The organism is Streptomyces zaomyceticus (assembly GCF_014656215.1).
In the GTDB taxonomy this organism is placed as follows: Bacteria; Actinomycetota; Actinomycetes; order Streptomycetales; family Streptomycetaceae; genus Streptomyces; species Streptomyces zaomyceticus.
In genome coordinates, this window is sequence record NZ_BNBZ01000019.1 from 123,904 (window position 1) to 144,198 (window position 20,295).

At 72.8% G+C, this 20,295-nt stretch carries 22 protein-coding genes; 17 read left to right on the plus strand and 5 right to left on the minus strand.

The features are described from left to right. Position 1: 1 nt before the first annotated feature. Positions 2-742, minus strand: a complete 741-nt coding sequence (locus IE311_RS23840; protein ID WP_189833821.1) for an SDR family NAD(P)-dependent oxidoreductase — start codon at positions 740-742, stop codon at positions 2-4. Positions 743-946: 204 nt separating this feature from the next. Here IE311_RS23840 and IE311_RS23845 point away from each other — a divergent pair, with 204 nt between their 5' ends. The 3 genes from IE311_RS23845 to IE311_RS23855 all read left to right on the plus strand — a co-directional run bounded on the left by IE311_RS23845 (position 947) and on the right by IE311_RS23855 (position 3,065). After that, a complete protein-coding gene (locus IE311_RS23845; RefSeq protein ID WP_189833822.1) occupies positions 947-1,561 on the plus strand; it encodes a dihydrofolate reductase family protein in 615 nt (204 codons plus the stop codon). A 200-nt stretch (positions 1,562-1,761) separates the two neighbouring features. Further along, positions 1,762-2,697, plus strand: coding sequence for a DMT family transporter (locus tag IE311_RS23850; protein WP_189833823.1), 936 nt, complete (start codon positions 1,762-1,764; stop codon positions 2,695-2,697). Positions 2,698-2,708: 11 nt separating this feature from the next. Further along, complete coding sequence (locus IE311_RS23855) at positions 2,709-3,065, plus strand: hypothetical protein (RefSeq protein ID WP_189833824.1); 357 nt, start codon at positions 2,709-2,711, stop codon at positions 3,063-3,065. Positions 3,066-3,116: 51 nt separating this feature from the next. Here the strand turns inward: IE311_RS23855 and IE311_RS23860 are convergent, their stop codons facing one another. Further along, positions 3,117-3,338 carry a hypothetical protein gene (locus IE311_RS23860; RefSeq protein WP_189833825.1) on the minus strand — a complete coding sequence of 74 codons (222 nt, stop codon included), beginning with the start codon at positions 3,336-3,338 and terminating at the stop codon, positions 3,117-3,119. A gap of 146 nt (positions 3,339-3,484) precedes the next feature. Here IE311_RS23860 and IE311_RS23865 point away from each other — a divergent pair, with 146 nt between their 5' ends. The 3 genes from IE311_RS23865 (at position 3,485) to IE311_RS23875 (ending at position 6,728) form a co-directional block, all read left to right on the plus strand. After that, the gene (locus IE311_RS23865) at positions 3,485-4,699 is read left to right on the plus strand and encodes a sensor histidine kinase (RefSeq protein WP_189833826.1); all 1,215 of its coding nucleotides are present in this window, start codon (positions 3,485-3,487) and stop codon (positions 4,697-4,699) included. Then, on the plus strand, positions 4,696-5,367 hold the full coding sequence (locus IE311_RS23870; RefSeq protein ID WP_189833827.1) for a response regulator: 672 nt from the start codon (positions 4,696-4,698) through the stop codon (positions 5,365-5,367). Before IE311_RS23865 ends, IE311_RS23870 begins: the two co-directional genes overlap by 4 nt. Positions 5,368-5,549: 182 nt before the next feature. Further along, on the plus strand, positions 5,550-6,728 hold the full coding sequence (locus tag IE311_RS23875) for a cytochrome P450 family protein (RefSeq protein ID WP_189833828.1): 1,179 nt from the start codon (positions 5,550-5,552) through the stop codon (positions 6,726-6,728). A gap of 63 nt (positions 6,729-6,791) precedes the next feature. On the opposite strand, the gene IE311_RS23880 is transcribed toward IE311_RS23875, so the two are convergent. After that, a complete protein-coding gene (locus tag IE311_RS23880) occupies positions 6,792-7,790 on the minus strand; it encodes a Gfo/Idh/MocA family protein (RefSeq protein WP_189833829.1) in 999 nt (332 codons plus the stop codon). Positions 7,791-7,929: 139 nt separating this feature from the next. Here IE311_RS23880 and IE311_RS23885 point away from each other — a divergent pair, with 139 nt between their 5' ends. The 6 genes from IE311_RS23885 (at position 7,930) to IE311_RS23910 (ending at position 13,460) form a co-directional block, all read left to right on the plus strand. Then, positions 7,930-8,649: a GntR family transcriptional regulator gene (locus IE311_RS23885; protein WP_308439826.1), complete on the plus strand. Its 720-nt coding sequence runs from the start codon at positions 7,930-7,932 to the stop codon at positions 8,647-8,649. A 122-nt stretch (positions 8,650-8,771) separates the two neighbouring features. Beyond that, positions 8,772-9,791, plus strand: a complete 1,020-nt coding sequence (locus IE311_RS23890; protein WP_189833831.1) for a sugar ABC transporter substrate-binding protein — start codon at positions 8,772-8,774, stop codon at positions 9,789-9,791. Next, positions 9,788-10,849, plus strand: a complete 1,062-nt coding sequence (locus tag IE311_RS23895) for an ABC transporter permease (protein ID WP_189833832.1) — start codon at positions 9,788-9,790, stop codon at positions 10,847-10,849. The genes IE311_RS23890 and IE311_RS23895 overlap by 4 nt, the downstream gene beginning before the upstream one ends. Beyond that, on the plus strand, positions 10,846-11,652 hold the full coding sequence (locus IE311_RS23900) for an ATP-binding cassette domain-containing protein (protein ID WP_189833833.1): 807 nt from the start codon (positions 10,846-10,848) through the stop codon (positions 11,650-11,652). The genes IE311_RS23895 and IE311_RS23900 overlap by 4 nt, the downstream gene beginning before the upstream one ends. Before the next feature lie 57 nt (positions 11,653-11,709). Then, positions 11,710-12,885 carry an ROK family glucokinase gene (locus IE311_RS23905; protein ID WP_189833834.1) on the plus strand — a complete coding sequence of 392 codons (1,176 nt, stop codon included), beginning with the start codon at positions 11,710-11,712 and terminating at the stop codon, positions 12,883-12,885. Continuing rightward, positions 12,882-13,460, plus strand: a complete 579-nt coding sequence (locus IE311_RS23910; protein WP_189833835.1) for a hypothetical protein — start codon at positions 12,882-12,884, stop codon at positions 13,458-13,460. The genes IE311_RS23905 and IE311_RS23910 overlap by 4 nt, the downstream gene beginning before the upstream one ends. Positions 13,461-13,580: 120 nt before the next feature. On the opposite strand, the gene IE311_RS23915 is transcribed toward IE311_RS23910, so the two are convergent. Then, a complete protein-coding gene (locus IE311_RS23915) occupies positions 13,581-14,021 on the minus strand; it encodes a MarR family winged helix-turn-helix transcriptional regulator (protein WP_189833836.1) in 441 nt (146 codons plus the stop codon). 169 nt (positions 14,022-14,190) lie between these two features. Between IE311_RS23915 and IE311_RS23920 the strand changes: the two genes are divergently transcribed. Then, positions 14,191-15,681 (plus strand): MFS transporter, encoded by a 1,491-nt coding sequence (locus IE311_RS23920; RefSeq protein WP_189833837.1) that lies wholly within the window; start codon positions 14,191-14,193, stop codon positions 15,679-15,681. Positions 15,682-15,792: 111 nt separating this feature from the next. Here the strand turns inward: IE311_RS23920 and IE311_RS23925 are convergent, their stop codons facing one another. Then, positions 15,793-16,608 (minus strand): NmrA family NAD(P)-binding protein, encoded by an 816-nt coding sequence (locus tag IE311_RS23925; protein WP_189833838.1) that lies wholly within the window; start codon positions 16,606-16,608, stop codon positions 15,793-15,795. 291 nt (positions 16,609-16,899) lie between these two features. Here IE311_RS23925 and pcaDC point away from each other — a divergent pair, with 291 nt between their 5' ends. The 4 genes from pcaDC (at position 16,900) to IE311_RS23945 (ending at position 20,262) form a co-directional block, all read left to right on the plus strand. Beyond that, the gene (gene pcaDC, locus IE311_RS23930) at positions 16,900-18,150 is read left to right on the plus strand and encodes a bifunctional 3-oxoadipate enol-lactonase/4-carboxymuconolactone decarboxylase PcaDC (protein WP_189833839.1); all 1,251 of its coding nucleotides are present in this window, start codon (positions 16,900-16,902) and stop codon (positions 18,148-18,150) included. Positions 18,151-18,228: 78 nt separating this feature from the next. Then, on the plus strand, positions 18,229-18,861 hold the full coding sequence (locus tag IE311_RS23935; RefSeq protein WP_189833840.1) for an MBL fold metallo-hydrolase: 633 nt from the start codon (positions 18,229-18,231) through the stop codon (positions 18,859-18,861). A gap of 63 nt (positions 18,862-18,924) precedes the next feature. Beyond that, positions 18,925-19,704: an exodeoxyribonuclease III gene (locus tag IE311_RS23940; RefSeq protein WP_189833841.1), complete on the plus strand. Its 780-nt coding sequence runs from the start codon at positions 18,925-18,927 to the stop codon at positions 19,702-19,704. Between the two features lie 114 nt (positions 19,705-19,818). Further along, positions 19,819-20,262: a DUF6278 family protein gene (locus tag IE311_RS23945; RefSeq protein ID WP_189833842.1), complete on the plus strand. Its 444-nt coding sequence runs from the start codon at positions 19,819-19,821 to the stop codon at positions 20,260-20,262. The last annotated feature ends 33 nt before the right edge of the window (positions 20,263-20,295 follow it).

Below are 20,295 nucleotides of genomic sequence, written 5' to 3' on the forward strand. Positions count from 1 at the left end.
GTCACGCCGCGTACCCGCCGTCCACCGAGAACTCGGCGCCCGTCACGTACCGCCCCTCCGGTCCCGCCAGGAAGGCGACCAGGGAGGCCACCTCGTCCGGGGTGCCGAAGCGGCCCAGCGCCGTCAGGGCCGCCTGGCCCTCCGCGTACGGCCCGTCCGCGGGATTCATGTCGGTGTCGATCGGGCCGGGGTGGACGAGATTCGCCGTGATGCCGCGACCGCCCAGGTCCCGGGCGAGCGCCTTGGTGAGGCCGGTCAGGGCCGACTTGCTCATCGCGTACAGGGATCCGCCGGGCCCCGGCACCCGCAGGGCCATGCAGCTGCCGATCGTGATGATCCGCCCGCCGTCCGGCAGGCGCCCGGCCGCCGCCTGCGAGGCGAGGAAGGCCGCCCGGACGTTCACCGCGAGGACCCGGTCCACATCGGCGAGGGCCAGCGACTCCAGCGGGCCGAGGACCCCGACACCGGCGTTGTTGACCAGGACGTCCAGCCGGCCCAGGGCGTCCGCGGCCCATTCGACCGCCCCCGCGGCGTCCCCGGCGTCGGCCGCGTCGGCCCGCAGGGGCAGCGCCTTCCGTCCGGTCGCCGCGATCCGCGCGGCGACCTCCTCGGCCCGTGCCTCGTCCCGGGCGTAGGTGAAGGCGACGTCGGCGCCCTCCCGTGCGAGGCGCACGGCCGTGGCCGCGCCGATCCCGCGACTGCCGCCCGTCACCAGAACCGCCGTGCCGTTCATCGTGGACATCCCGAAACCTCCGTGGGGAGAAGCCAAAAGTGGTTGCGGGTTCAATGAAAGTCGCCGGGGCGCCCCGGAGCTGGCGGGAATCGGACGGGGACCCGCTCGCCGTCCCGTGCCCGATCACCCGCGCCCCCGATCGCCGATGAGTTCCGCCGAGCTGTGCCGTCTGCACGCGTGGGACACGATGGACCGGAGACGAAAGGCACCACCATGGCCACGCTGAGCCTCACCCAGTTCCTGACCCTCGACGGCGTCCACCAGGCCCCCGGCGGCCCGGACGAGGACCGCAGCGGCGGATTCGAGCACGGCGGCTGGTCCGTTCCGTACGGGGACGAGGACTTCGGACGGTTCGTCGACGAGGTCTTCGCCCGGCCGACCGCCTTCCTCCTCGGGCGCCGTACGTACGAGATCTTCGCCGGCTACTGGCCGAAGCACGCCGACCCCGCCGATCCCGTCGCCACCAAGCTCAACGCCCTCCCCAAGTACGTCGCCACCACCACCCTCGACTCCGCCGACTGGGCCGGGACCACCCTGCTCCGCGGCGATGTCGTCGAGGAGGTCGCCGCCCTCAAGGAGCGCACCGACGGCGAGATCCAGATGCACGGCAGCGCCGGTCTCGCCCGCACCCTCCTCGACCACGACCTCATCGACACCCTGCACCTGCTCGTCTTCCCCGTGGTCCTCGGCGCCGGCCGCCGCCTCTTCTCCGACGGAGTGCGTCCCACCGCCTTCCGGCAGACCGCCGCCCGCACCACGGGCGCGGGCGTCGCCGTCCACACGTACGAGCTGGAGGGCCGCCCCCGGTACGGCAGCTACGGCGACTGAACCGGGATCCTTGGCGCGGGGCGCGGGGCGTAGCGGCAGCCGGCAGGGGTGTCATCGTCACGGCGGCCGGGCCGGCCGGCTCCGCCACCCCGGTCCACTGAAAGGTGTAGCCACCACGGGCCCGTCCGGGTAGCGTGATCGCTCCGTGTGCGAGCCGTCGAAGTCTCCACCCCGCTTCGAGAGTTGGAGACCGGCCCGCCATGGCAGCTTCGTCCTCCTTTGCCACCCCCGTGTCGCTAGGCGCCCCGCGCCGGGCCTGGCTCACCGACCTGCCCGTGCTGCTCGTCGCCGTCGTCTGGGGTGCCAGCTACCTCGCGGCCAAGGGCATCACCACCACCCACACCGTCATCGCGGTGCTCGTCCTGCGGTTCGCGGTGGTCCTGCCCGTCCTCGTCGTCGCCGGCTGGACCAGGCTCCGGGCGCTGAGCGCGGCCCAGTGGCGCGGCGCGGGCACCCTCGGGCTGATCCTCGGCGGGATCTTCCTCCTGGAGACCTACGGCGTCGTCCACACCTCCGCCACCAACGCGGGTCTGATCATCAGCCTCACCATGATCTTCACCCCGCTCGCCGAGGCCGCCGTCACCAGGGTCGGACCGCCCCGCGCGTTCCTCGGCGCCGCCGCGCTCTCCGTCGCGGGCGTCGTGCTCCTCACCCAGGGCGGCGGCTTCACCACCCCCTCGCTCGGCGACCTGCTCATGCTGCTCGCCGCCCTCGCCCGCACCGTCCACGTCCTGGCGATGTCCCGGATCAAGGCGGTCCGGTCCGCCGACTCGCTCTCCCTGACCACCGTGCAGCTCGGCTCCGCCGTCGCGGTCTTCGCCGTGATCGCGGCCTTCCCCGGCACCGGTGCCTCGCCCTGGGCGGTGGCCCTCGACTTCGGTCCGCGCGAGTGGGCCGGGCTCCTGTTCCTCTCCGTCTTCTGCACGCTCTTCGCCTTCTTCGTGCAGATGTGGGCGGTCCGCCGCACCTCCCCTTCCCGGGTCAGCCTCCTCCTCGGTACGGAACCGCTCTGGGCCGCCGCCGCGGGGATCGCCATCGCCGGTGACCGTCCGGGCCTCCTCGGGCTCGCGGGCGCGATCCTCGTTCTGGCGGGCACCAGTTGGGGCCGGGGGGCCGCCGGCCGGGACGCCCGGTAGGTTCTTCGATCATGCGTTCAATTGCGTACGACAACGAGTTCCGCGCGCGTGCCCGGCGCACCCAGGGCTGGGGCCTCGGCCTGCTGACCGTGGCCGGGCTGCTCTGGGTCTGGTTCGCCGTCCTCCTCGTCACCCCGTACGAGGACGGCGACGGCGGCGGCAGCCCCTGCCCCTCGCTGCTCACCAGTGAGTACGTCCACGACGACGACTGCGTCGAGGCACGCGACTGGCCCGGACTCGTCGCGCTCCTCGGCGGCTCCCTCCCCTTCGCCGTCGTCGGTGGCGCCCTCTACACCAGCGGTGCCGTCTCGCACCGCATGGCCGAGCACCTCGCCGAGGTCACCCGTCTCGACTCGGCGAGCGGCTGACCGACTCGGTGGCGGACGGGCGCCTGCCCGCCCGCCACGGCGACGGACGGCTCAGGACTTCGCCACCCGGCCCGACACGATCATGAGGACCAGGCCGAGGACCGCGATCACGATGTTGGCGAACAGCTCCCGGCCCTCCAGGAACCACACGTTCTCGGTGAGGAACCGGGTCGCGCCGAGCAGGCGGAACCAGCCGTCCGTCAGCTCGCGCACCACCCCGGCGACGCCGACGAGAGCGAGCAGAAAACCGGTGACCTCCAGAAACCTCTTCATGAAGTGATCATGGCGCGGCCGGACGGCCGGTCGCGTCCGCCGCCGGTCCACCGTCCCCGCGACCGAAGTATCGACCTCCGCGACTTCGGTACCGTCCCGGTCCGACCATGCCCTGCACCGCGCCCCCGGCTGCGTACATTGCGGATATGAATCGCACGGACCGGCAGCGCTGGCTGCTCCCCTCCCACCTGGCGGGACCGGGCGGGAGCGGGGCGGCCCGGCCCCGCCGTACCGTCCGCGACTGGGTCGTGGACACCTCGCTCTTCCTTCTCGCGGCCTTCGTCGGCCTCGTCGCCGCCGACACCAGCGCGGAGTACACCAGCGAGGCCGTCACCCTCGTCGACCAGCTTCTCGGCGCCGCCGCCTGCTGCGCCCTCTGGCTGCGCCGCCGCTGGCCCACCGGACTCGCCATCGCTCTCTCGCTGCTGAACGTCGTGGCCCCGGTCGCCGCGGGCGCCCTCCTCGCGAGCCTGTTCAGCGTCGCCGTCCGCCGCCCCTTCCGCGAGGTCGCCTGGATCGGGGCGCTCGCCGTCGCCGCCTCCACCGTGCAGGCCTTCGTCCGCCCCGACCCCACCACCAACACCGGGCTGTCGATCGGCATCGGCTTCATCCTCATCCTGCTCGTCACCGCCTGGGGCATGCTCGTCCGCTCCCGCCGCCAGCTCGTCGAGGCCCTCAGGGAACGCGCCCGGCGCGCCGAGGCCGAGGCCGAACTGCGCGCCGCCCAGGCGCAGCGGCTCGCCCGCGAGGCCATCGCCCGCGAGATGCACGACGTCCTCGCCCACCGGCTCACCCTGCTCAGCGTGCACGCCGGCGCCCTGGAGTTCCGGCCCGACGCCCCGCCCGAGCAGGTCGCCCGCGCCGCCGGGGTCATCCGCGACAGCGCCCACGAAGCCCTCCAGGACCTCCGCGAGATCATCGGAGTCCTGCGCGCACCCGGCGAGAACGGCGACGGTGGAGACCGCCCCCAGCCCACCCTCGCCACCCTCGGCGCGCTGATCGACGAGTCCCGCGAGGCCGGGGCGGAGGTCGTGCTCGACACCACCGTGGACGACCCGTCCACCGTGCCCGCGGCCACCGGCCGCACCGTCTACCGCATCGCCCAGGAGGGCCTCACCAACGCCCGGAAGCACGCCCCCGGCACCACCGTCACCGTCACCGTGCGCGGCCGCCCCGGGGAGGGCCTCACCGTCGACATCCACAACCCGGCGCCCGCCGGAGCGGTCCCGCACGTCCCCGGCTCCGGCCAGGGCCTCATCGGACTCACCGAGCGCGCGGCCCTCGCCGGTGGCCGAATGGAGCACGGCCCGGCCCCCGACGGCGGATTCGCGCTGCACGCCTGGCTACCGTGGCCCCCATGACCATCCGGCTGCTCATCGTCGACGACGACCCCCTGGTCCGCGCGGGCCTCACCCTCATGCTCGGCGGCGCCGAGGGACTGGCGATCGTCGGGGAGGGCGCCGACGGCCGCGAGGTCCCCGAACTCGTCGCCCGTCTCAGCCCCGACGTCATCCTCATGGACATCCGCATGCCCCAGGTGGACGGGCTCACCGCCACCGAACGCCTCCGCGCCGAACCCGGAGCCCCCGAGGTCGTCGTCCTCACCACCTTCCACGCCGACGAGCAGGTGCTGCGCGCCCTGCGCGCCGGCGCCGCCGGGTTCGTCCTCAAGGACACCCCACCGGCCGAGATCGTCGCGGCCGTACGCCGGGTCGCCGCCGGTGACCCGGTGCTCTCCCCGGCCGTCACCCGTCAGCTCATGAGCCATGTCGCCGGACAGCCGGAACAGCCCCCGCGCACCGCGGCCGCCGGTCGTCTGGCCGAACTCGCCGACCGTGAGCGGGAGGTGGCGGTCGCCGTCGGCCGCGGTCTGTCCAACGCGGAGATCGCCGCCGCGCTGTACATGAGCGTGCCGACGGTCAAGACCCATGTCTCACGCGTCCTCGCCAAGCTCGGCCTCAACAACCGGGTCCAGATCGCCCTCCTCGTCCACGACGCCGGCCTCCTGGAGGAGGACGACCAGAACTGACCGCCGTGCGGCCCGGCCGGCCGGGCGAAACCCGGAACCACGGTCCGTGCCGCCCGGGACCGCCCGTGCCGCCCGCCACCGACCTCGACCCACCGGAACGGGCCCCGACGCACCGACCTCGACCCGCCGAACCGACCCCGACCCACCGGGTCGGCCTCGGGCAGGTCGGTTACGCTGACTCGATGTCCGTCATCGAACTGGGGGAGTACGGCGCGGACTTCACCGCGAACCCGTACCCCTACTACGCGAAGTTCCGCGCGTCAGGCCCCGTCCACGAGGCCCGGATGCCCGACGGTTACCGGTTCTGGCTGATCGTCGGCCACGACGAGGGGCGCGCGGCGCTCGCCGACCCGAGATTCGCCAAGTCCCCCTCCGTGATCGGCGTCCGGCCGCCGGAGGAGGACATCATCGGCGTCCACCTCCTCGGGGCCGACGCGCCCGACCACACCCGGCTGCGCCGCCTGGTCACGGGCGAGTTCACCGGCCGCCGGGTGGAGAGCCTGCGCCCCCGCGTCGAGCGGCTCACCGCGGAGCTCGCCGACGCGATGGAGCCGGCGGGCCGCGCCGACCTCGTCGACGCCTACGCGTACCCGCTGCCCATCACCGTCATCTGCGAGCTCCTCGGCGTCCCCGCCGAGGACCGCGACACCTTCCGCCGCTGGTCGACCGAGCTCGTCACCCCGGGCGACGAGAACACCATGGCCGAGGCCATGCGGGGCTTCGCCGGATACCTCGACGAACTCATCGAGGACAAGCGGGCCGCGGGCCCCGCCGACGATCTGCTCTCCGGCCTGATCGCCGCCCGCGCCGAGGACGGCGACCGGCTCTCCGGTCCCGAACTGCGGGCCATGGCCTATCTGCTGCTCATCGCGGGCCACGAGACGACCGTCAACCTGATCGCCAACACCGTCCGCAACCTGCTCACCCATCCCGATCAGCTCGCCGCGCTGCGCGCCGACCCCGGCCTCCTGGACGGGGCGATCGAGGAGTCCCTGCGGTACGACGGGCCGGTGGAGACGGGCACCTTCCGCTTCACCCGGGAGGCCGTCACCCTCGGCGGCACCGAGATCCCGGCGGGGCAGAGCGTCCTCGTCGGCATCGGGGCGCTCGACCGCGATCCGGCCCGCTTCCCCGACCCCGACCGCTTCGACATCCGCCGGGACACCCGCGGCCACCTCGCCTTCGGCCACGGCGTCCACTACTGCCTGGGTGCCCCGCTGGCCCGGCTGGAGGGCCGGATCGCCCTCCGGACGCTCCTGGACCGCTTCCCCCGTCTGGAGCTCGACCCCGAGGGCGAGCCCTGGGAGTGGCTCCCCGGCCTCCTGATGCGCGGAGTCCGGCACCTCCCGGTCAGGTGGTGAACCGGCGCACGGTCCGGTGGCGAACCGGAGGGGAACCCGCCCGGTGGTGAACCGGACGCGTTCTCAGGGGGCGCCGTCCAGCCGTACCGGACGCCGCTCCCGGCGCGAGGTCTCGCACGCGTCGGCGATCCGCAGCGCCGCCAGGGCCTCCCGGCCGTCGCACGGGTTGGCCGCCTCGCCGCGGACCAGGCGTACGAACGCGTCGAGCTCCGCCTCGTACGCCGGGCCGAACCGCTCCAGGAACCCGGGCCAGGGCTTTCCCGGCGCGGCCGGCCCCTGCGGTTCCACCGAGGTGAGCGGGGTGCGGTCGTCCAGGCCCACCGTGATCTGGTCCCGGTCGCCCGCCAGCTCCATCCGGACGTCGTACCCGGCGCCGTTGCAGCGGGTCGCCGTCGCCGTGACCAGCGTGCCGTCGTCCAGGGTGAGGAGCGCGGCGGCCGAGGACACGTCCCCCGCCTCGCGGAACATGGCGGGGCCGGCGTCCGAACCCGTCGCGTACACCTCCACGACCTCCCGCCCGGTCACCCAGCGCACGATGTCGAAGTCGTGCACCAGGCAGTCGCGGAAGAGACCGCCGGAGAGCGGCAGGTACGCGGCCGGCGGCGGTTCCGGGTCGGAGGTCGCCGCCCGCACGGTGTGCAGCCGGCCGAGCCGCCCCGAGCGCACGGCCTCCCGTGCCGCCCGGTACCCCGTGTCGAAGCGCCGCATGAACCCGAGCTGGAGCTCCGTCCCCGCCTCGGCCACCGCCGCGAGCGCGGTCCTGGTCCCCGGGACGTCCAGCGCGATCGGCTTCTCGCAGAAGGCCGGGAGTCCGGAGCGCGCGGCGCGGGCGATGAGCTCCGCGTGCGCGGCCGTCGCCGAGGCGATCACCACGGCGTCCAGGGCGTGTCCGAACAGCGCCGTCACATCGGGTGCCGCCTCCGCCCCGAGCGCTCCCGCGACCCCGGCCGCCCGGCCGGCGTCCATGTCCGCCACGACCAGGGACCCGACCTCCGGGTGGCGGGCCAGCACACCCGCGTGGAAGCTCCCGATCCGTCCCGTACCGATGAGTCCGATGCGCATGGCCCCACCGTGGAGCCGTCCGTCACCGGTGTCAAGGATTTGTCAGGACAACCGGACGTCACGACTTCCCGTCATGAGCGCACCGGGCTACGCTCCCCCCGTGTCCAAGCAGTCCGGCTCCTCACTGCCCCCGCTCTCCGTGGACCGCACCAGCCCGGTCCCGCTCTACTACCAGCTGGCCCAGCAGCTGGAGAGCGCCGTGGAGAACGGGACACTGACCCCGGGCACTCTCCTCGGCAACGAGATCGACCTCGCCACCCGTCTCGGACTCTCCCGCCCCACCGTCCGCCAGGCCATCCAGACCCTCGTCGACAAAGGCCTCCTGGTCCGCCGCCGGGGCGTCGGCACCCAGGTCGTGCACAGCACGGTCCGCCGGCCGCTGGAGCTGAGCAGCCTCTACGACGACCTGGACGCGGCCGGACAGCTCCCCGCCACCCGGGTCCTGGTCAACCGTGTCGAACCCGCCACCGGACCGGTCGCCGCCGCCCTCGCCGTACCCGAGGGCAGCGAGGTCCTCTACCTGGAACGGCTCCGCACGGCGCACGGCGAGCCCATGGCGTACCTGCGCAACCACCTGCCGGCCGGACTCGTGGACCCCGACACCGAACGCCTGGAGACCACCGGTCTCTACCGGATGCTCCGCTCCGCCGCGCTCACCCTGCACAGCGCCCGTCAGGCCGTCGGCGCCCGCGCCGCGACCGCGGCGGAGGCGGCGCTGCTCGACGAGCGGGAGGGTGCCCCGCTGCTGACGATGGAGCGCGTCACCTTCGACGACACCGGCCGTGCCGTCGAGTACGGCTCACACCTCTACCGGGCCGCCCGCTACTCCTTCGAGTTCCAGCTGATGGTCCGTCCGTAGCCGGTGCACACCGGCGAAGTGGCCGGACACCCGCCCCCTGACAAGCGCCACGATCCGCATGACCGATACTGCAATGCACGACTGCAATGCACGCAGAAGGACACAAAGGAGGGCACGGCCTCGTGACCAGGCTTCGGACAGGAGGGGTACGCGCCGCAGTCGGCGCCGTGCTCGCGCTCGCGCTCACCGGGGCGCTCGCCGGGTGCAGCAGCACCGGCGGAAAGCGGGCGGAGGACGCCCGCAAGGCCGCCGAGGCCCAGGGCAGGGCGGCCGTCGACACCCCCCGCTGGACCGTCGCCATGGTGACCCACTCGGGTGACGGCGACACCTTCTGGGACATCGTCCAGAAGGGCGCCAAGCAGGCCGCCGTCAAGGACAACATCAACTTCCTCTACGCCCACAGCGACGAGGCACAGCAGCAGGCGCAGCTGATCGACTCGTACGTCGCCAAGGGCGTCGACGGTCTGATCGTCACCCTCGCCAAGCCCGACGCCATGAAGGCCGCCGTCGAGAAGGCCGTCAAGGCGGGCATCCCGGTCATCACCGTGAACTCCGGCGCCGAGCAGTCCAAGGCGTACGGGGCGCTCACCCACATCGGCCAGGACGAGACCGTCGCCGGTGAGGCCGTCGGCGAGGAGCTCGACAAGCGGGGGAAGAAGAAGGCGCTCTGCGTCCTGCACGAGCAGGGCAACGTCGGCCACGAGCAGCGCTGCGCCGGGACGAAGAAGACCTTCGGCGGCGAGCTGGTCAACCTCTACGTCGACGGCACCAACATGCCCGACGTGAAGGCGTCCATCGAGGCCAAGCTCCAGTCGGACAAGGACGTGGACGCCGTCGTCACCCTCGGCGCGCCCTTCGCCGACGCCGCCGTCCAGGCCGCGAAGAGCGCCGGGAGCAAGGCCGAGGTCGACACCTTCGACCTCAACGCCAAGGTCGCGACCTCCCTGCGGGACGGCACCCTCGGCTTCGCCGTCGACCAGCAGCCGTACCTCCAGGGCTACGAGGCGGTCGACCTGATCTGGCTGTACCGCTACAACGCCAACGTCCTCGGCGGCGGCAAGCCGGTCCTGACCGGCCCGCAGATCATCACCAAGGACGACGCCGCGAAGCTCGTCGAGTACGCGGAGCGGGGCACCCGATGAGTTCCACCGCCCCGGCGTCCGGGCCGTCCGGCATCGACCACGTCGACGAGCGGCTCCTGCGCACCACCCCGCTGAAGAAGCTCCTGGCCCGCCCCGAGCTCGGCTCGGTCGTCGGCGCGATCGCCGTCTTCGTCTTCTTCTCGGTGGTCGCCGACAGCTTCCTGAAGCCCTCCAGCCTCGGGACCGTGCTCTACGCGGCCTCCACCATCGGCATCATGGCGGTCCCCGTCGCCCTGCTGATGATCGGCGGCGAGTTCGACCTGTCCGCCGGTGTCCTGGTCACCAGCTCGGCCCTGATCTCGTCGATGTTCAGCTACCAGATGACGGCGAACGTCTGGGTCGGCGTCGGTGTCTCGCTGCTCGTCACCCTGGCGATCGGCGTCTTCAACGGCTTCATGCTGACCCGTACCCGACTGCCCAGTTTCATCATCACGCTCGGCACCTTCCTGATGCTGACGGGGCTGAACCTGGGGCTCACCAAGCTGATCAGCGGCACCGTCTCCACCAAGACCATCGCCGACATGGAGGGCTTCTCCTCCGCCCGCAAGCTCTTCGCCTCGCAGCTGACCATCGGCGGCGTCGAGTTCAAGGTCACCATCCTGTGGTGGTTCGGCCTGGTCGCGCTCGCCACCTGGATCCTGCTCCGGACCCGCTTCGGCAACTGGATCTTCGCGGTCGGCGGTGGCTCCGACGCGGCCCGCGCGGTCGGTGTCCCCGTGTACCGGACGAAGATCGGCCTCTACATGGGCGTGGCGTTCTGCGCCTGGATCTCCGGCCAGCACCTGCTCTTCTCCTTCGACGTCGTCCAGTCGGGCGAAGGCGTCGGCAACGAACTGATCTACATCATCGCGGCCGTCATCGGCGGCTGTCTGATCACCGGCGGATACGGCTCCGCGATCGGTTCGGCGGTCGGTGCCCTCATCTTCGGCATGACCAGCAAGGGCATCGTGTACGCCGAGTGGAACCCGGACTGGTTCAAGTTCTTCCTGGGAGCGATGCTCCTCCTGGCGACCCTGCTGAACGCCTGGATCCGCAAGCGCGTGGAGGCCACCAAGTGACGACGGCCACGAAGACCGAGTCCGCTCCTCTCGTCGAGCTCGACGACGTCAGCAAGTACTACGGCAACATCCGCGCCCTCGAAGGGGTGTCCCTGGAGGTCCGCTCCGGAGAGATCTCCTGCGTACTCGGCGACAACGGCGCCGGCAAGTCCACCCTCATCAAGATCGTCGCCGGGCTGCACCGGCACGACGCGGGCACCTTCCGCATCGAGGGCGAGGAGGTCACCCTCGCCAATCCGCGCGACGCCCTCGACCGGGGCATCGCCACCGTCTACCAGGACCTCGCCGTGGTCCCCCTGATGCCGGTCTGGCGGAACTTCTTCCTCGGCTCCGAGCCCACCAGGGGCTCCGGCCCCTTCAAGCGGCTCGACGTCGGTCTGATGCGCGACACCACGCGTGAGGCGCTGCTCCGCATGGGCATCGACCTGCGCGACGTCGACCAGCCGATCGGCACCCTCTCCGGCGGCGAGCGCCAGTGCGTGGCCATCGCCCGCGCGGTCCACTTCGGCGCGAAGGTCCTCGTCCTCGACGAGCCGACCGCCGCGCTCGGCGTCAAGCAGTCCGGCGTCGTCCTGAAGTACGTGGCCGCCGCCCGGGACCAGGGTCTCGGCGTGGTCCTCATCACCCACAACCCGCACCACGCCTACCTCGTCGGCGACCGTTTCGTCCTGCTCAAGCGCGGAGTGATGGCCGGCAGCCACACCAAGGACTCCGTCACGCTCGACGAGTTGACCCGGCAGATGGCCGGCGGCACCGAGCTGGAGGACCTCCGGCACGAACTGGAGCGGCCGTCCGGGACGTGACGGACGCGGCCGTGATCGAACGGCCCCTTGACACCCGACCTGGCAGAATCGGAGCCGATGAGTACCTACCGTGACCTCGCGCACCGGGGCTCCGCCCGCGGCACCGTGCTGCGGACCGTCGGCACCCGGGAGCGGCGCTCCCATCTGACGGCGCCCCGGGTGCCGACCGTCGGCATCGACATCGGCGGTACGAAGGTGATGGCCGGCGTCGTCGACGCCGACGGCAACATCCTGGAGAAGCTCCGTACGGAGACCCCCGACAAGTCCAAGAGCCCCAAGGTCGTCGAGGACACCATCGTCGAACTGGTCCTGGACCTCTCCGACCGGCACGATGTGCACGCCGTCGGCATCGGCGCGGCCGGCTGGGTCGACGCCGAGCGCGCCACGGTGCTGTTCGCCCCGCACCTGGCCTGGCGCAACGAGCCCCTCCGTGACGCCCTCCAGGGCCGGCTCGCCGTCCCCGTCATGGTGGACAACGACGCGAACACCGCGGCCTGGGCCGAATGGCGCTTCGGCGCCGGACGCGGCGAGGACCACCTCGTCATGATCACCCTCGGCACGGGCATCGGCGGCGCCATCCTGGAGGGCGGTCAGGTCAAGCGCGGCAAGTACGGGGTGGCCGGCGAGTTCGGCCATATGCAGGTCGTCCCCGGCGGGCACCGCTGCCCCTGCGGGAACCGCGGCTGCTGGGAGCAGTACAGCTCCGGGAACGCGCTGGTCCGTGAGGCCCGCGAGCTGGCCGCCGCCGACTCCCCGGTCGCGTACGGGCTCATCGAACGGGTCAAGGGGAACGTCCCGGAGATCACCGGACCGCTCATCACCGAGCTGGCCCGTGAGGGCGACGCCATGTGCGTCGAGCTGTTCCAGGACATCGGCCAGTGGCTCGGCGTCGGCATCGCCAACCTCGCCGCCGCCCTCGACCCCTCCTGCTTCGTCATCGGCGGTGGCGTCTCGGCCGCCGACGACCTGCTCATCGGCCCCGCGAGGGACTCCTTCCGCCGCCACCTCACCGGCCGCGGCTACCGTCCCGAGGCCCGCATCACCCGTGCCCAGCTCGGCCCCGAGGCCGGGATGGTCGGCGCCGCCGACCTCGCCCGGCTCGTCGCCCGCCGCTTCCGCCGCGCCAACCGGCGCCGGGTGGAGCGGTACGAACGGTACGAGCGTTACGCCCAGGCCCTCCGCAACGGGACCTCGGGCCGGGCCGCCCGTACCCCCGAGGACCCGCCTTCATGACCCTGCCCCACCAGCCCACCCTTCCGCGCACCCCGCAGGACAAGATGCCCGAGGACCGACGGCACATGATCCGCCGCCGCTGGCTGACGGCGATCATCATCGTGCTGCTCGTGGGGATCCCGGCCGGCTATCTGGTCATCTCCGCCGGTCAGAGCCGTGACAGCGGCCGTGACAAGGAGCGCGAGTCCTCGGCGGCCGGGCTCCAGGACAACTGGCCCTCGCTGATGAAGCGCCGGGTCTTCGAGGTCCCGATCCCGGGCGGTGCCTGGGACGTCGCGTACTACGAGACCAGCAACTGGAAGACGAGCCGGCTGTACGTGCAGTTCACGACGACCGCCACCGGCCTCGACGCCTTCCTGGCGGAGTCCGGCACCGGCCGTGCGGCCCTCACCCCGGGCCGGATCACGATCGGCGAGCGCGATGCCGACATCGCCGGCTGGACCTTCGCCGAGGGCATGACCTGGGCGGGCACGACGGTGAAGCGCGAGGAGCCGCGTCCGACGACCGACCTGACGGTCGACCTCACCGACCCGGCTTTCCCCCGGGTGTACGCGGTCTCGGCGACCAGCCCCTGACCCGCCGGGTCCCGCTTCCGGGGGACCGCGCGAGCGTCGACCGTCCCTCCCGGTCGGGCGACGCCGCTTCCGTGACGCCGCTTCCGGGGGACCGCAGGAGCGCCGGCCGTCCCCCGACGGTCAGGCGCTCTTCTCCATGCCCGGCCGCAGCCGGGCGAGCAGGGTGTGGAGGGTCGCGCTCTCGTCCGCGTCGAGGGTGTCGAGGGCCCCGCGGGTGGCCTGCATCTCCTCGCGGACGCGACGGATGACGTCCCGGCCCTCGTCGGTCGCCACGACGTTCTTGACCCGACGGTCGGAGGGGTCGGGTTCGCGGCGGACCAGGGCGCGGGCCTCCAGGCGGTCGATGATGCCGGTGACGTTGGACGCGTCGCACACGAGCAGGGTGGCGAGGGCGCGCATCGGCAGCGGGCCGTCGAGCTGAGCGAGGACCTTGGCCTGGGTGGACGTCAGGCCGTGGTGGGCCGCGGCGGCGGCGAAGTCGCGCCACTGGGCCGTGCCGATCGCGGCGAGGAGCTCCATGAGCTGGAGCTTGGTGGGGGCCGGGGAGGTCGTCGCGGTCATGGGCCGAGCCTACTCAGAACACTTGACATTATCAATTGTTTACTTGACCACCTCAAGTATCGGGGTCTACCTTCGGCGAAGTACTTGATGACATCAAACATCGACGATCTGAAGCAGTGACGCTCCGAAGCGCCGACGTTGCCGAAGCACTGAGAAGGCCTCCCCTGTCATGAGCCACACCCCCGCGCCGCCCACCGCCGATCCCCGGCGCGAGACGCGCATCGTCTTCGCCCTGAGCCTCGCCGCCATGGTCGTGTCGATGATGCAGACCCTGCCGGTCCCGATCCTCGGCCTCATCCGCACCGACCTCGGCACCTCGACCGCCAACGTGAGCTGGGTGACCACCGCCACGCTGCTCTCCGCCGCCGTCTTCACCCCGCTGCTCGGCCGCTTCGGCGACCAGCACGGCAAGAAGCCCACCCTCGTCGCCGTGCTCGGCGTCATGGTCCTCGGCTCCGTCGTCGCCGCCCTCGCCACCTCGCTGCCCCTGCTGATCCTCGGCCGCGTCCTCCAGGGCGCCGCCACCGCGATCTTCCCGCTCGCCCTGTCCGTCCTGCGCGAGGAGGTCCGGCCGCAGAAGCTGCCCGGCGCCATGTCGCTGGTCAGCGGCACCCTCGCCTTCGGCAGCGGCCTCGCGCTCGTCGCGACCGGCCTGCTCACCTCCGGCTCCGGCGCCGACTACCGCAGCGCCTTCTGGATGGCGACCGGCTTCGCCGCGCTCGCCCTGCTCGCCGTCGTCCTCCTGGTCCCCGCGACCCGCCACAAGACCGGCGGCCGCACCGACTTCCTCGGCGCGCTGACCCTCGGCCTCACCCTGCTGCTGCTCCTGCTGCCCATCTCCCAGGGCCACGAGTGGGGCTGGACCTCGGCCCGCACGCTCGGCAGCTTCGCCGGCGCGGCCGTCATGACCGTCGTCTGGGTCCTCGTGGAGCGGAAGGTCCGCGAACCCCTCGTCGACATGAAGATGTTCGTGCACCGGCCGGTCCTCATGGCCAACCTGGCCGGCATCCTCGTCGGCTTCGGCATGTTCGCGAACTTCCTGGGTGTCTCCTACCTCGTCCAGATGCCGGAGGCCCTGACCGGCTACGGCTTCGACGCGTCCATCCTGCGTGCCTCCGTGCAGTTCCTGCTGCCCGGCGCGATCGTCTCGCTGCTCGCCTCCCCGATCGGCGGCCAGCTGGTCCGCCACCGCGGCCCCCGCACGGCCCTCGCCCTGGCCGCCGCCCTCGGCGCCGTGGGCTTCGCCTGGCTCGGCCTCGACCACGGCCACACGGCGTCGGTGATCGGCGCGGGCATCGTCGTCGGCGCGGCCGTCAGCTTCGGTTACGCGGCCATGCCGGCCGTCATCATGGCGAGCGTCCCGCACCACCAGAGCGGCATCGCCAACGGCATCAACTCCATCTCCCGCTCCACGGGCAGCGCGATCGGCAGCGCCGTCGTCACCACGATCCTCGCCTCGCAGACCCTGGAGCACCTCCCCGCCGGAGTCCCGCCCCTCCCCGCCGAGTCCGGCTTCACCCTCACCTTCTGGATCGGGGCCACGGCCTTCGCGCTGGTGGCGGCGATAGCGGGTCTGGGCCTGCGAGGCCGCCCGGCCTCCCGTACGACTCCGGCCCCGGCTCCCGCGGCCGTCGTCCCGGAGAAGGTGGCCGCCGGCTGACATCGGCCGGACGCCGAAGCCCCACCGGAGAGCGTGTGCTCCGGTGGGCTTCGCGCGAAGGGGGAGTCGACCGGCGACGGCCGCCGACGGCGGGCCCTCGGACCCGGGTGCTCAGCGGAACGCGGCCGCGTTCTCCCGGGCCCACCGCGCGAACGTGTGCGCCGGGCGGCCCGTCACCTTCTCGATCACTCCGTTCGGGGTGTTGTACTCGGCCGGCGGGTCGGCGAAGACCTCCAGCTGGAAGTCGATCATGTGTTCCGGCACGCCCTGCTTCCGCATCGCCGCCCGCGCCTCGTCCGGTGTCAGCTCCGCGAACTCCACCGTCCGCCCGGCCGCGGCGCCCAGTGCGGCGATCTTCTCCCGCAGCGAGATCCGCTCGGGACCGGTCAGCAGGTACTCCGCGCCCCCGTGGCCCTCGTGCAGCAACGCCGTCGCGGCCACCGCGCCGATGTCCCCCTCGTGCACCATCGCCGTACGGGAGTCCCCGTACGGCCGCTCGACCCGCCCCGCGCGCACCTCGTCCGCCCACTCCAGGGCGTTGGCCATGATCTCGGTCGGCGCCACCGCGGTCCACGCGAGGCCCGAGGCCCGCACCGCCGGCTCCAGTGTCGACTCCGACCAGCCGGCCAGCATGGTGACCCGGCGCACCCCCGCGGCTTCGATCGCCGCCGTCAGCTCCGCGCCGTTCTCCAGCGGCGCGTAGCCGTCGCCCCCGAAGTTGATCAGATGCACGGCGATCACGCCGTGCAGCGCGGACTCCAGGGACGCCGCGTCGGTGAGGTCGCCCCCGACGACCTCCACTCCCGGACCGAGGGCCGCCGCCCCGGGCCGCCGGGTCAGTGCCCGCACCGGCGCACCGGCCTCCCGCAGCGCCGCCACGACCTGTCGCCCGACCGTGCCGGTCGCGCCCGCCACCAGAATCGTCATGTCCGTCTCCCCGCGCCGTCCGCGGCCGGTCCTTCCGGCCACGCACCCACGTTGACACCCCTTGCGGACAGCTACCGTCCGCAAGGGAAGGCCGGGGGGACGGCCGCCGGCCGGGGTACGCCGGGTGCGTCGCCCGCGCACCCGAGTCGCCGACCGAGGAGGTATCGAGGAGGCCGGGATCCGGACCCGCCCCGGCCGATACGCTGCCCGGGAGGTCCGACGCCCGGCCGGACCCGTACGGCCGCCGCCCCGGTCACGGGCGCGGCGGTGAGAGATGAGAGGGTCTTGCGGGTGAGTGAGACACCGACGAACACCCTGCAATACCGACTCGACGGGCGCGAGGACGCCCCGGTCCTCGTTCTGGGGCCCTCGCTGGGGACGACCTGGCACATGTGGGATCGGCAGATACCCGAACTCACCCGGGACTGGCGGATCGTCCGTTTCGACCTTCCCGGGCACGGCGGCGCCCCCGCCGAGCCCTTCACCTCCGTCGCCGAACTCGGGGACCGGCTGCTCGCCACCCTCGACGCGATCGGCGTCCAGCGCTTCGGGTACGCGGGCTGCTCTCTCGGCGGGGCCGTCGGCCTCGACCTGGCCCTGCGCGCGCCCCACCGGGTCGCCTCCCTCGCCCTGGTCGCCACCTCTCCGCGGTTCGGCACCGCCGACGAGTTCCGCCAGCGCGGTGTCATCGTCCGCGCCAACGGTCTGGAGCCGATGGCGCGCACCGCCCCCGAGCAGTGGTTCACCTCGCTGTTCGCCGGTGCCCAGCCCGCGATCGTGGACTGGGCCGTCCAGATGGTCCGGACGACCGACCCCGCCTGCTACATCGCCGCCTGCGAGGCCCTCGCCGTGTTCGACGTGCGGGAGGCCCTCGACCGGATCGGCGTCCCCGCCCTCGTCCTCGTCGGCTCGGAGGACCAGGTCACCGGCCCCGCCGAGGCCCGCACCCTGGTCGCCGGTATCGCCGACGCCCGGCTCGCCGTCGTCCCCGGCGCCTCGCACCTGGCCCCCGTCGAGCAGCCCGCCGCCGTCACCGACCTGCTCATCGAGCACTTCGCCGGCACCGCGCCGGACACCAGCGGCCCGCTGACCGTGCCGCCGCTGCCCGCGGCCCCGGTGCCCGCCGCCGAGCCGGCGCCGGCCGCCGAACCCACCGAGGCCGGTCGCCCCGACCCGTACGAGAAGGGGCTCGGACTGCGCCGCGAGGTCCTCGGCGACGCCCATGTCGACCAGGCCCTCGCCGGTGACCCGGGCGGGGCCTTCCAGGACCTGGTCACCCGGTACGCCTGGGGCGAGGTCTGGAGCCGGGACGGTCTCGACCGGCGTACCCGCAGCGTCGTCACCCTCACCGCCCTCATCGCCGGCGGCCACCGCGAGGCCCTCGCCGACCACACCCGCGCGGCCCTCCGCAACGGTCTGTCGGCCGAGGAACTGCGCGAGATCGTGCTCCACGCGGGCGTGTACGTCGGCTTCCCCGCCGCCGAGACCGCGCTGCGGGTGGTGGCCCGCGTCGTCGAGGAGGAGACGACTCCTCCGGCCTAGGCCGTCTCTTCCGGATCTTGTCCGGCCCGCGCCGGAAGAGACGACCTGGTCGATGCCCGACGGCGTAATCTGGGGCCCGTGAAGCTGACGAAGAAGTCCCACGCCTGTGTGCGTCTCGAGAAGGACGGACGGACGCTCGTCCTGGACCCCGGGATGTTCACCGAGGAGGACGCGGTCCTGGGGGCCGACGCCCTGCTCGTCACGCACGAGCACCCCGACCACTTCGACGCGGGCCGGCTGCGGGCGGCCCTGGAGGCCAATCCGGCCGCCGAGATCTGGACGCTGCGCAGCGTCGCCGACCAGCTCTCGGCGGCCTTCCCGGGACGGGTGCACACCGTCGGGCACGGCGACCGCTTCACGGCCGCCGGCTTCGACGTCCAGGTGCACGGCGAGCTGCACGCGGTGATCCACCCGGACATCCCGCGCATCACCAACGTCGGCTATCTCGTCGACGGCGCCGTCTTCCACCCCGGCGACGCGCTCACGGTGCCCGACGCTCCCGTGGACACGCTGCTGCTGCCCGTCATGGCCCCCTGGAACAAGATCTCCGAGGTCATCGACTACGTCCGCGAGCTCAAGCCGCGGCGGGCCTACGACATCCACGACGCCCTGCTGACGGATCTCGCCCGGCCCATCTATGACCGCCAGATCGGCGCGCTCGGCGGCACGGACCACGGCCGGCTCGCCCCCGGGGCCTCCACCGAGCTCTGAGCCGGACGGGGCGGCAGCCCGGCGAGGCACCGATTGTCGGACCCCGCACGTAGGCTGGCGAGCATGCGCATCGCCACCTGGAACGTCAATTCCATCACCGCCCGACTGCCCCGACTCCTCGCCTGGCTGGAGAGCAGCGGCACGGACGTGCTGTGCATCCAGGAGACCAAGTGCACCGCCGAGCAGTTCCCCACCGAGGAGCTGCGCGCCCTCGGGTACGAGTCCGTGGTCAACGCCACGGGCCGGTGGAACGGCGTGGCACTGCTCTCCCGCGTCGGTCTCGCGGACGTGGTCACCGGTCTGCCCGGCGGTCCGGAGTACGACGGGGCCGAGGAGCCCCGGGCGATCTCCGCGACCTGCGGCCCGGTCCGCGTCTGGTCGGTCTACGTGCCGAACGGCCGGGAGGTCGCCCACGAGCACTACGCGTACAAGCTGCGCTGGCTGGAGGCCCTGAAGGCGGCCGTCGCGGAGGACGCGGCGGGGGAGCGTCCCTTCGCGGTCCTCGGTGACTACAACATCGCGCCGACCGACGACGACGTGTGGGACATCGGCGTCTTCGAGGGCGCCACGCATGTGACGGATCCGGAGCGGGCCGCGCTCGCGGGTCTCCGTGAGACCGGTCTGGGCGATGTCGTCCCGCGCCCCCTCAAGTACGACCACCCCTTCACGTACTGGGACTACCGCCAGCTCTGCTTCCCGAAGAACAAGGGCATGCGCATCGACCTGGTCTACGGCAACAAGCCGTTCGCCGAGGCGGTCAGTGACAGCTTCGTGGACCGCGAGGAGCGCAAGGGCAAGGGCGCGTCGGACCACGCGCCGGTCGTCGTCGACCTCGACGTGTAGCCCCCGGCCTGGGGTCCGGATCCGGCGGCGACGCCCGGCCCGGACCCCCGGCGGCGGAAACGATCTCCGCGCGCCGGGTGGTCGACCGGGAGGTGGCGGTGCGAGGCTGTTCGGATGAACATCCCGTTTCTGGACAACTGGCGCAAGCGGCACGAACCCGAGTCGGCCGGCTCCCCGCTGGTGGCGGCTTTCGACCGTGACCCCGAGGGAGTGGCCGCGCTGCTCGCCGAGTGCGAGCTGCTGCGCGCCCGTGTCGCGGAGTCCGGGGTGACGCTCGACGACACCCCGCGCTCCCTCCAGGAGCTCGACCAGCTGCCGCCCCGCTGGCGCGACGATCCGGAGGAGCTGCCCTGGATCGGGAACGACGCGGGGCTCTACCTCGGCACCGTGGTCGTCCGGAACGTGCCGGGTGCCCGCTGGCAGGTGTGGCCGGGCGGCGGCCCGGTGGTCCGGCTCGCCTCGGGCCGGGAGATCCAGGTGGTCGAAGCGGGTCTCGACTGGGCGATGACGGGCGCCCCGGAGCTCTTCCAGGTGTACGCGGAGGCCGCCGAGCAGTGAGGCCGCGACCCCCCTCCGGCCGGGTGCGCACCA

Coding starts and splice junctions, on each gene's coding strand:
- IE311_RS23840 (WP_189833821.1), bottom strand. CDS start 742: ATGTCCACGATGAACGGCACGGCGGTTCTGGTGACGGGCGGCAGTCGC.
- IE311_RS23845 (WP_189833822.1), top strand. CDS start 947: ATGGCCACGCTGAGCCTCACCCAGTTCCTGACCCTCGACGGCGTCCAC.
- IE311_RS23850 (WP_189833823.1), top strand. CDS start 1,762: ATGGCAGCTTCGTCCTCCTTTGCCACCCCCGTGTCGCTAGGCGCCCCG.
- IE311_RS23855 (WP_189833824.1), top strand. CDS start 2,709: ATGCGTTCAATTGCGTACGACAACGAGTTCCGCGCGCGTGCCCGGCGC.
- IE311_RS23860 (WP_189833825.1), bottom strand. CDS start 3,338: ATGAAGAGGTTTCTGGAGGTCACCGGTTTTCTGCTCGCTCTCGTCGGC.
- IE311_RS23865 (WP_189833826.1), top strand. CDS start 3,485: ATGAATCGCACGGACCGGCAGCGCTGGCTGCTCCCCTCCCACCTGGCG.
- IE311_RS23870 (WP_189833827.1), top strand. CDS start 4,696: ATGACCATCCGGCTGCTCATCGTCGACGACGACCCCCTGGTCCGCGCG.
- IE311_RS23875 (WP_189833828.1), top strand. CDS start 5,550: ATGTCCGTCATCGAACTGGGGGAGTACGGCGCGGACTTCACCGCGAAC.
- IE311_RS23880 (WP_189833829.1), bottom strand. CDS start 7,790: ATGCGCATCGGACTCATCGGTACGGGACGGATCGGGAGCTTCCACGCG.
- IE311_RS23895 (WP_189833832.1), top strand. CDS start 9,788: ATGAGTTCCACCGCCCCGGCGTCCGGGCCGTCCGGCATCGACCACGTC.
- IE311_RS23905 (WP_189833834.1), top strand. CDS start 11,710: ATGAGTACCTACCGTGACCTCGCGCACCGGGGCTCCGCCCGCGGCACC.
- IE311_RS23910 (WP_189833835.1), top strand. CDS start 12,882: ATGACCCTGCCCCACCAGCCCACCCTTCCGCGCACCCCGCAGGACAAG.
- IE311_RS23915 (WP_189833836.1), bottom strand. CDS start 14,021: ATGACCGCGACGACCTCCCCGGCCCCCACCAAGCTCCAGCTCATGGAG.
- IE311_RS23920 (WP_189833837.1), top strand. CDS start 14,191: ATGAGCCACACCCCCGCGCCGCCCACCGCCGATCCCCGGCGCGAGACG.
- IE311_RS23925 (WP_189833838.1), bottom strand. CDS start 16,608: ATGACGATTCTGGTGGCGGGCGCGACCGGCACGGTCGGGCGACAGGTC.
- IE311_RS23940 (WP_189833841.1), top strand. CDS start 18,925: ATGCGCATCGCCACCTGGAACGTCAATTCCATCACCGCCCGACTGCCC.
- IE311_RS23945 (WP_189833842.1), top strand. CDS start 19,819: ATGAACATCCCGTTTCTGGACAACTGGCGCAAGCGGCACGAACCCGAG.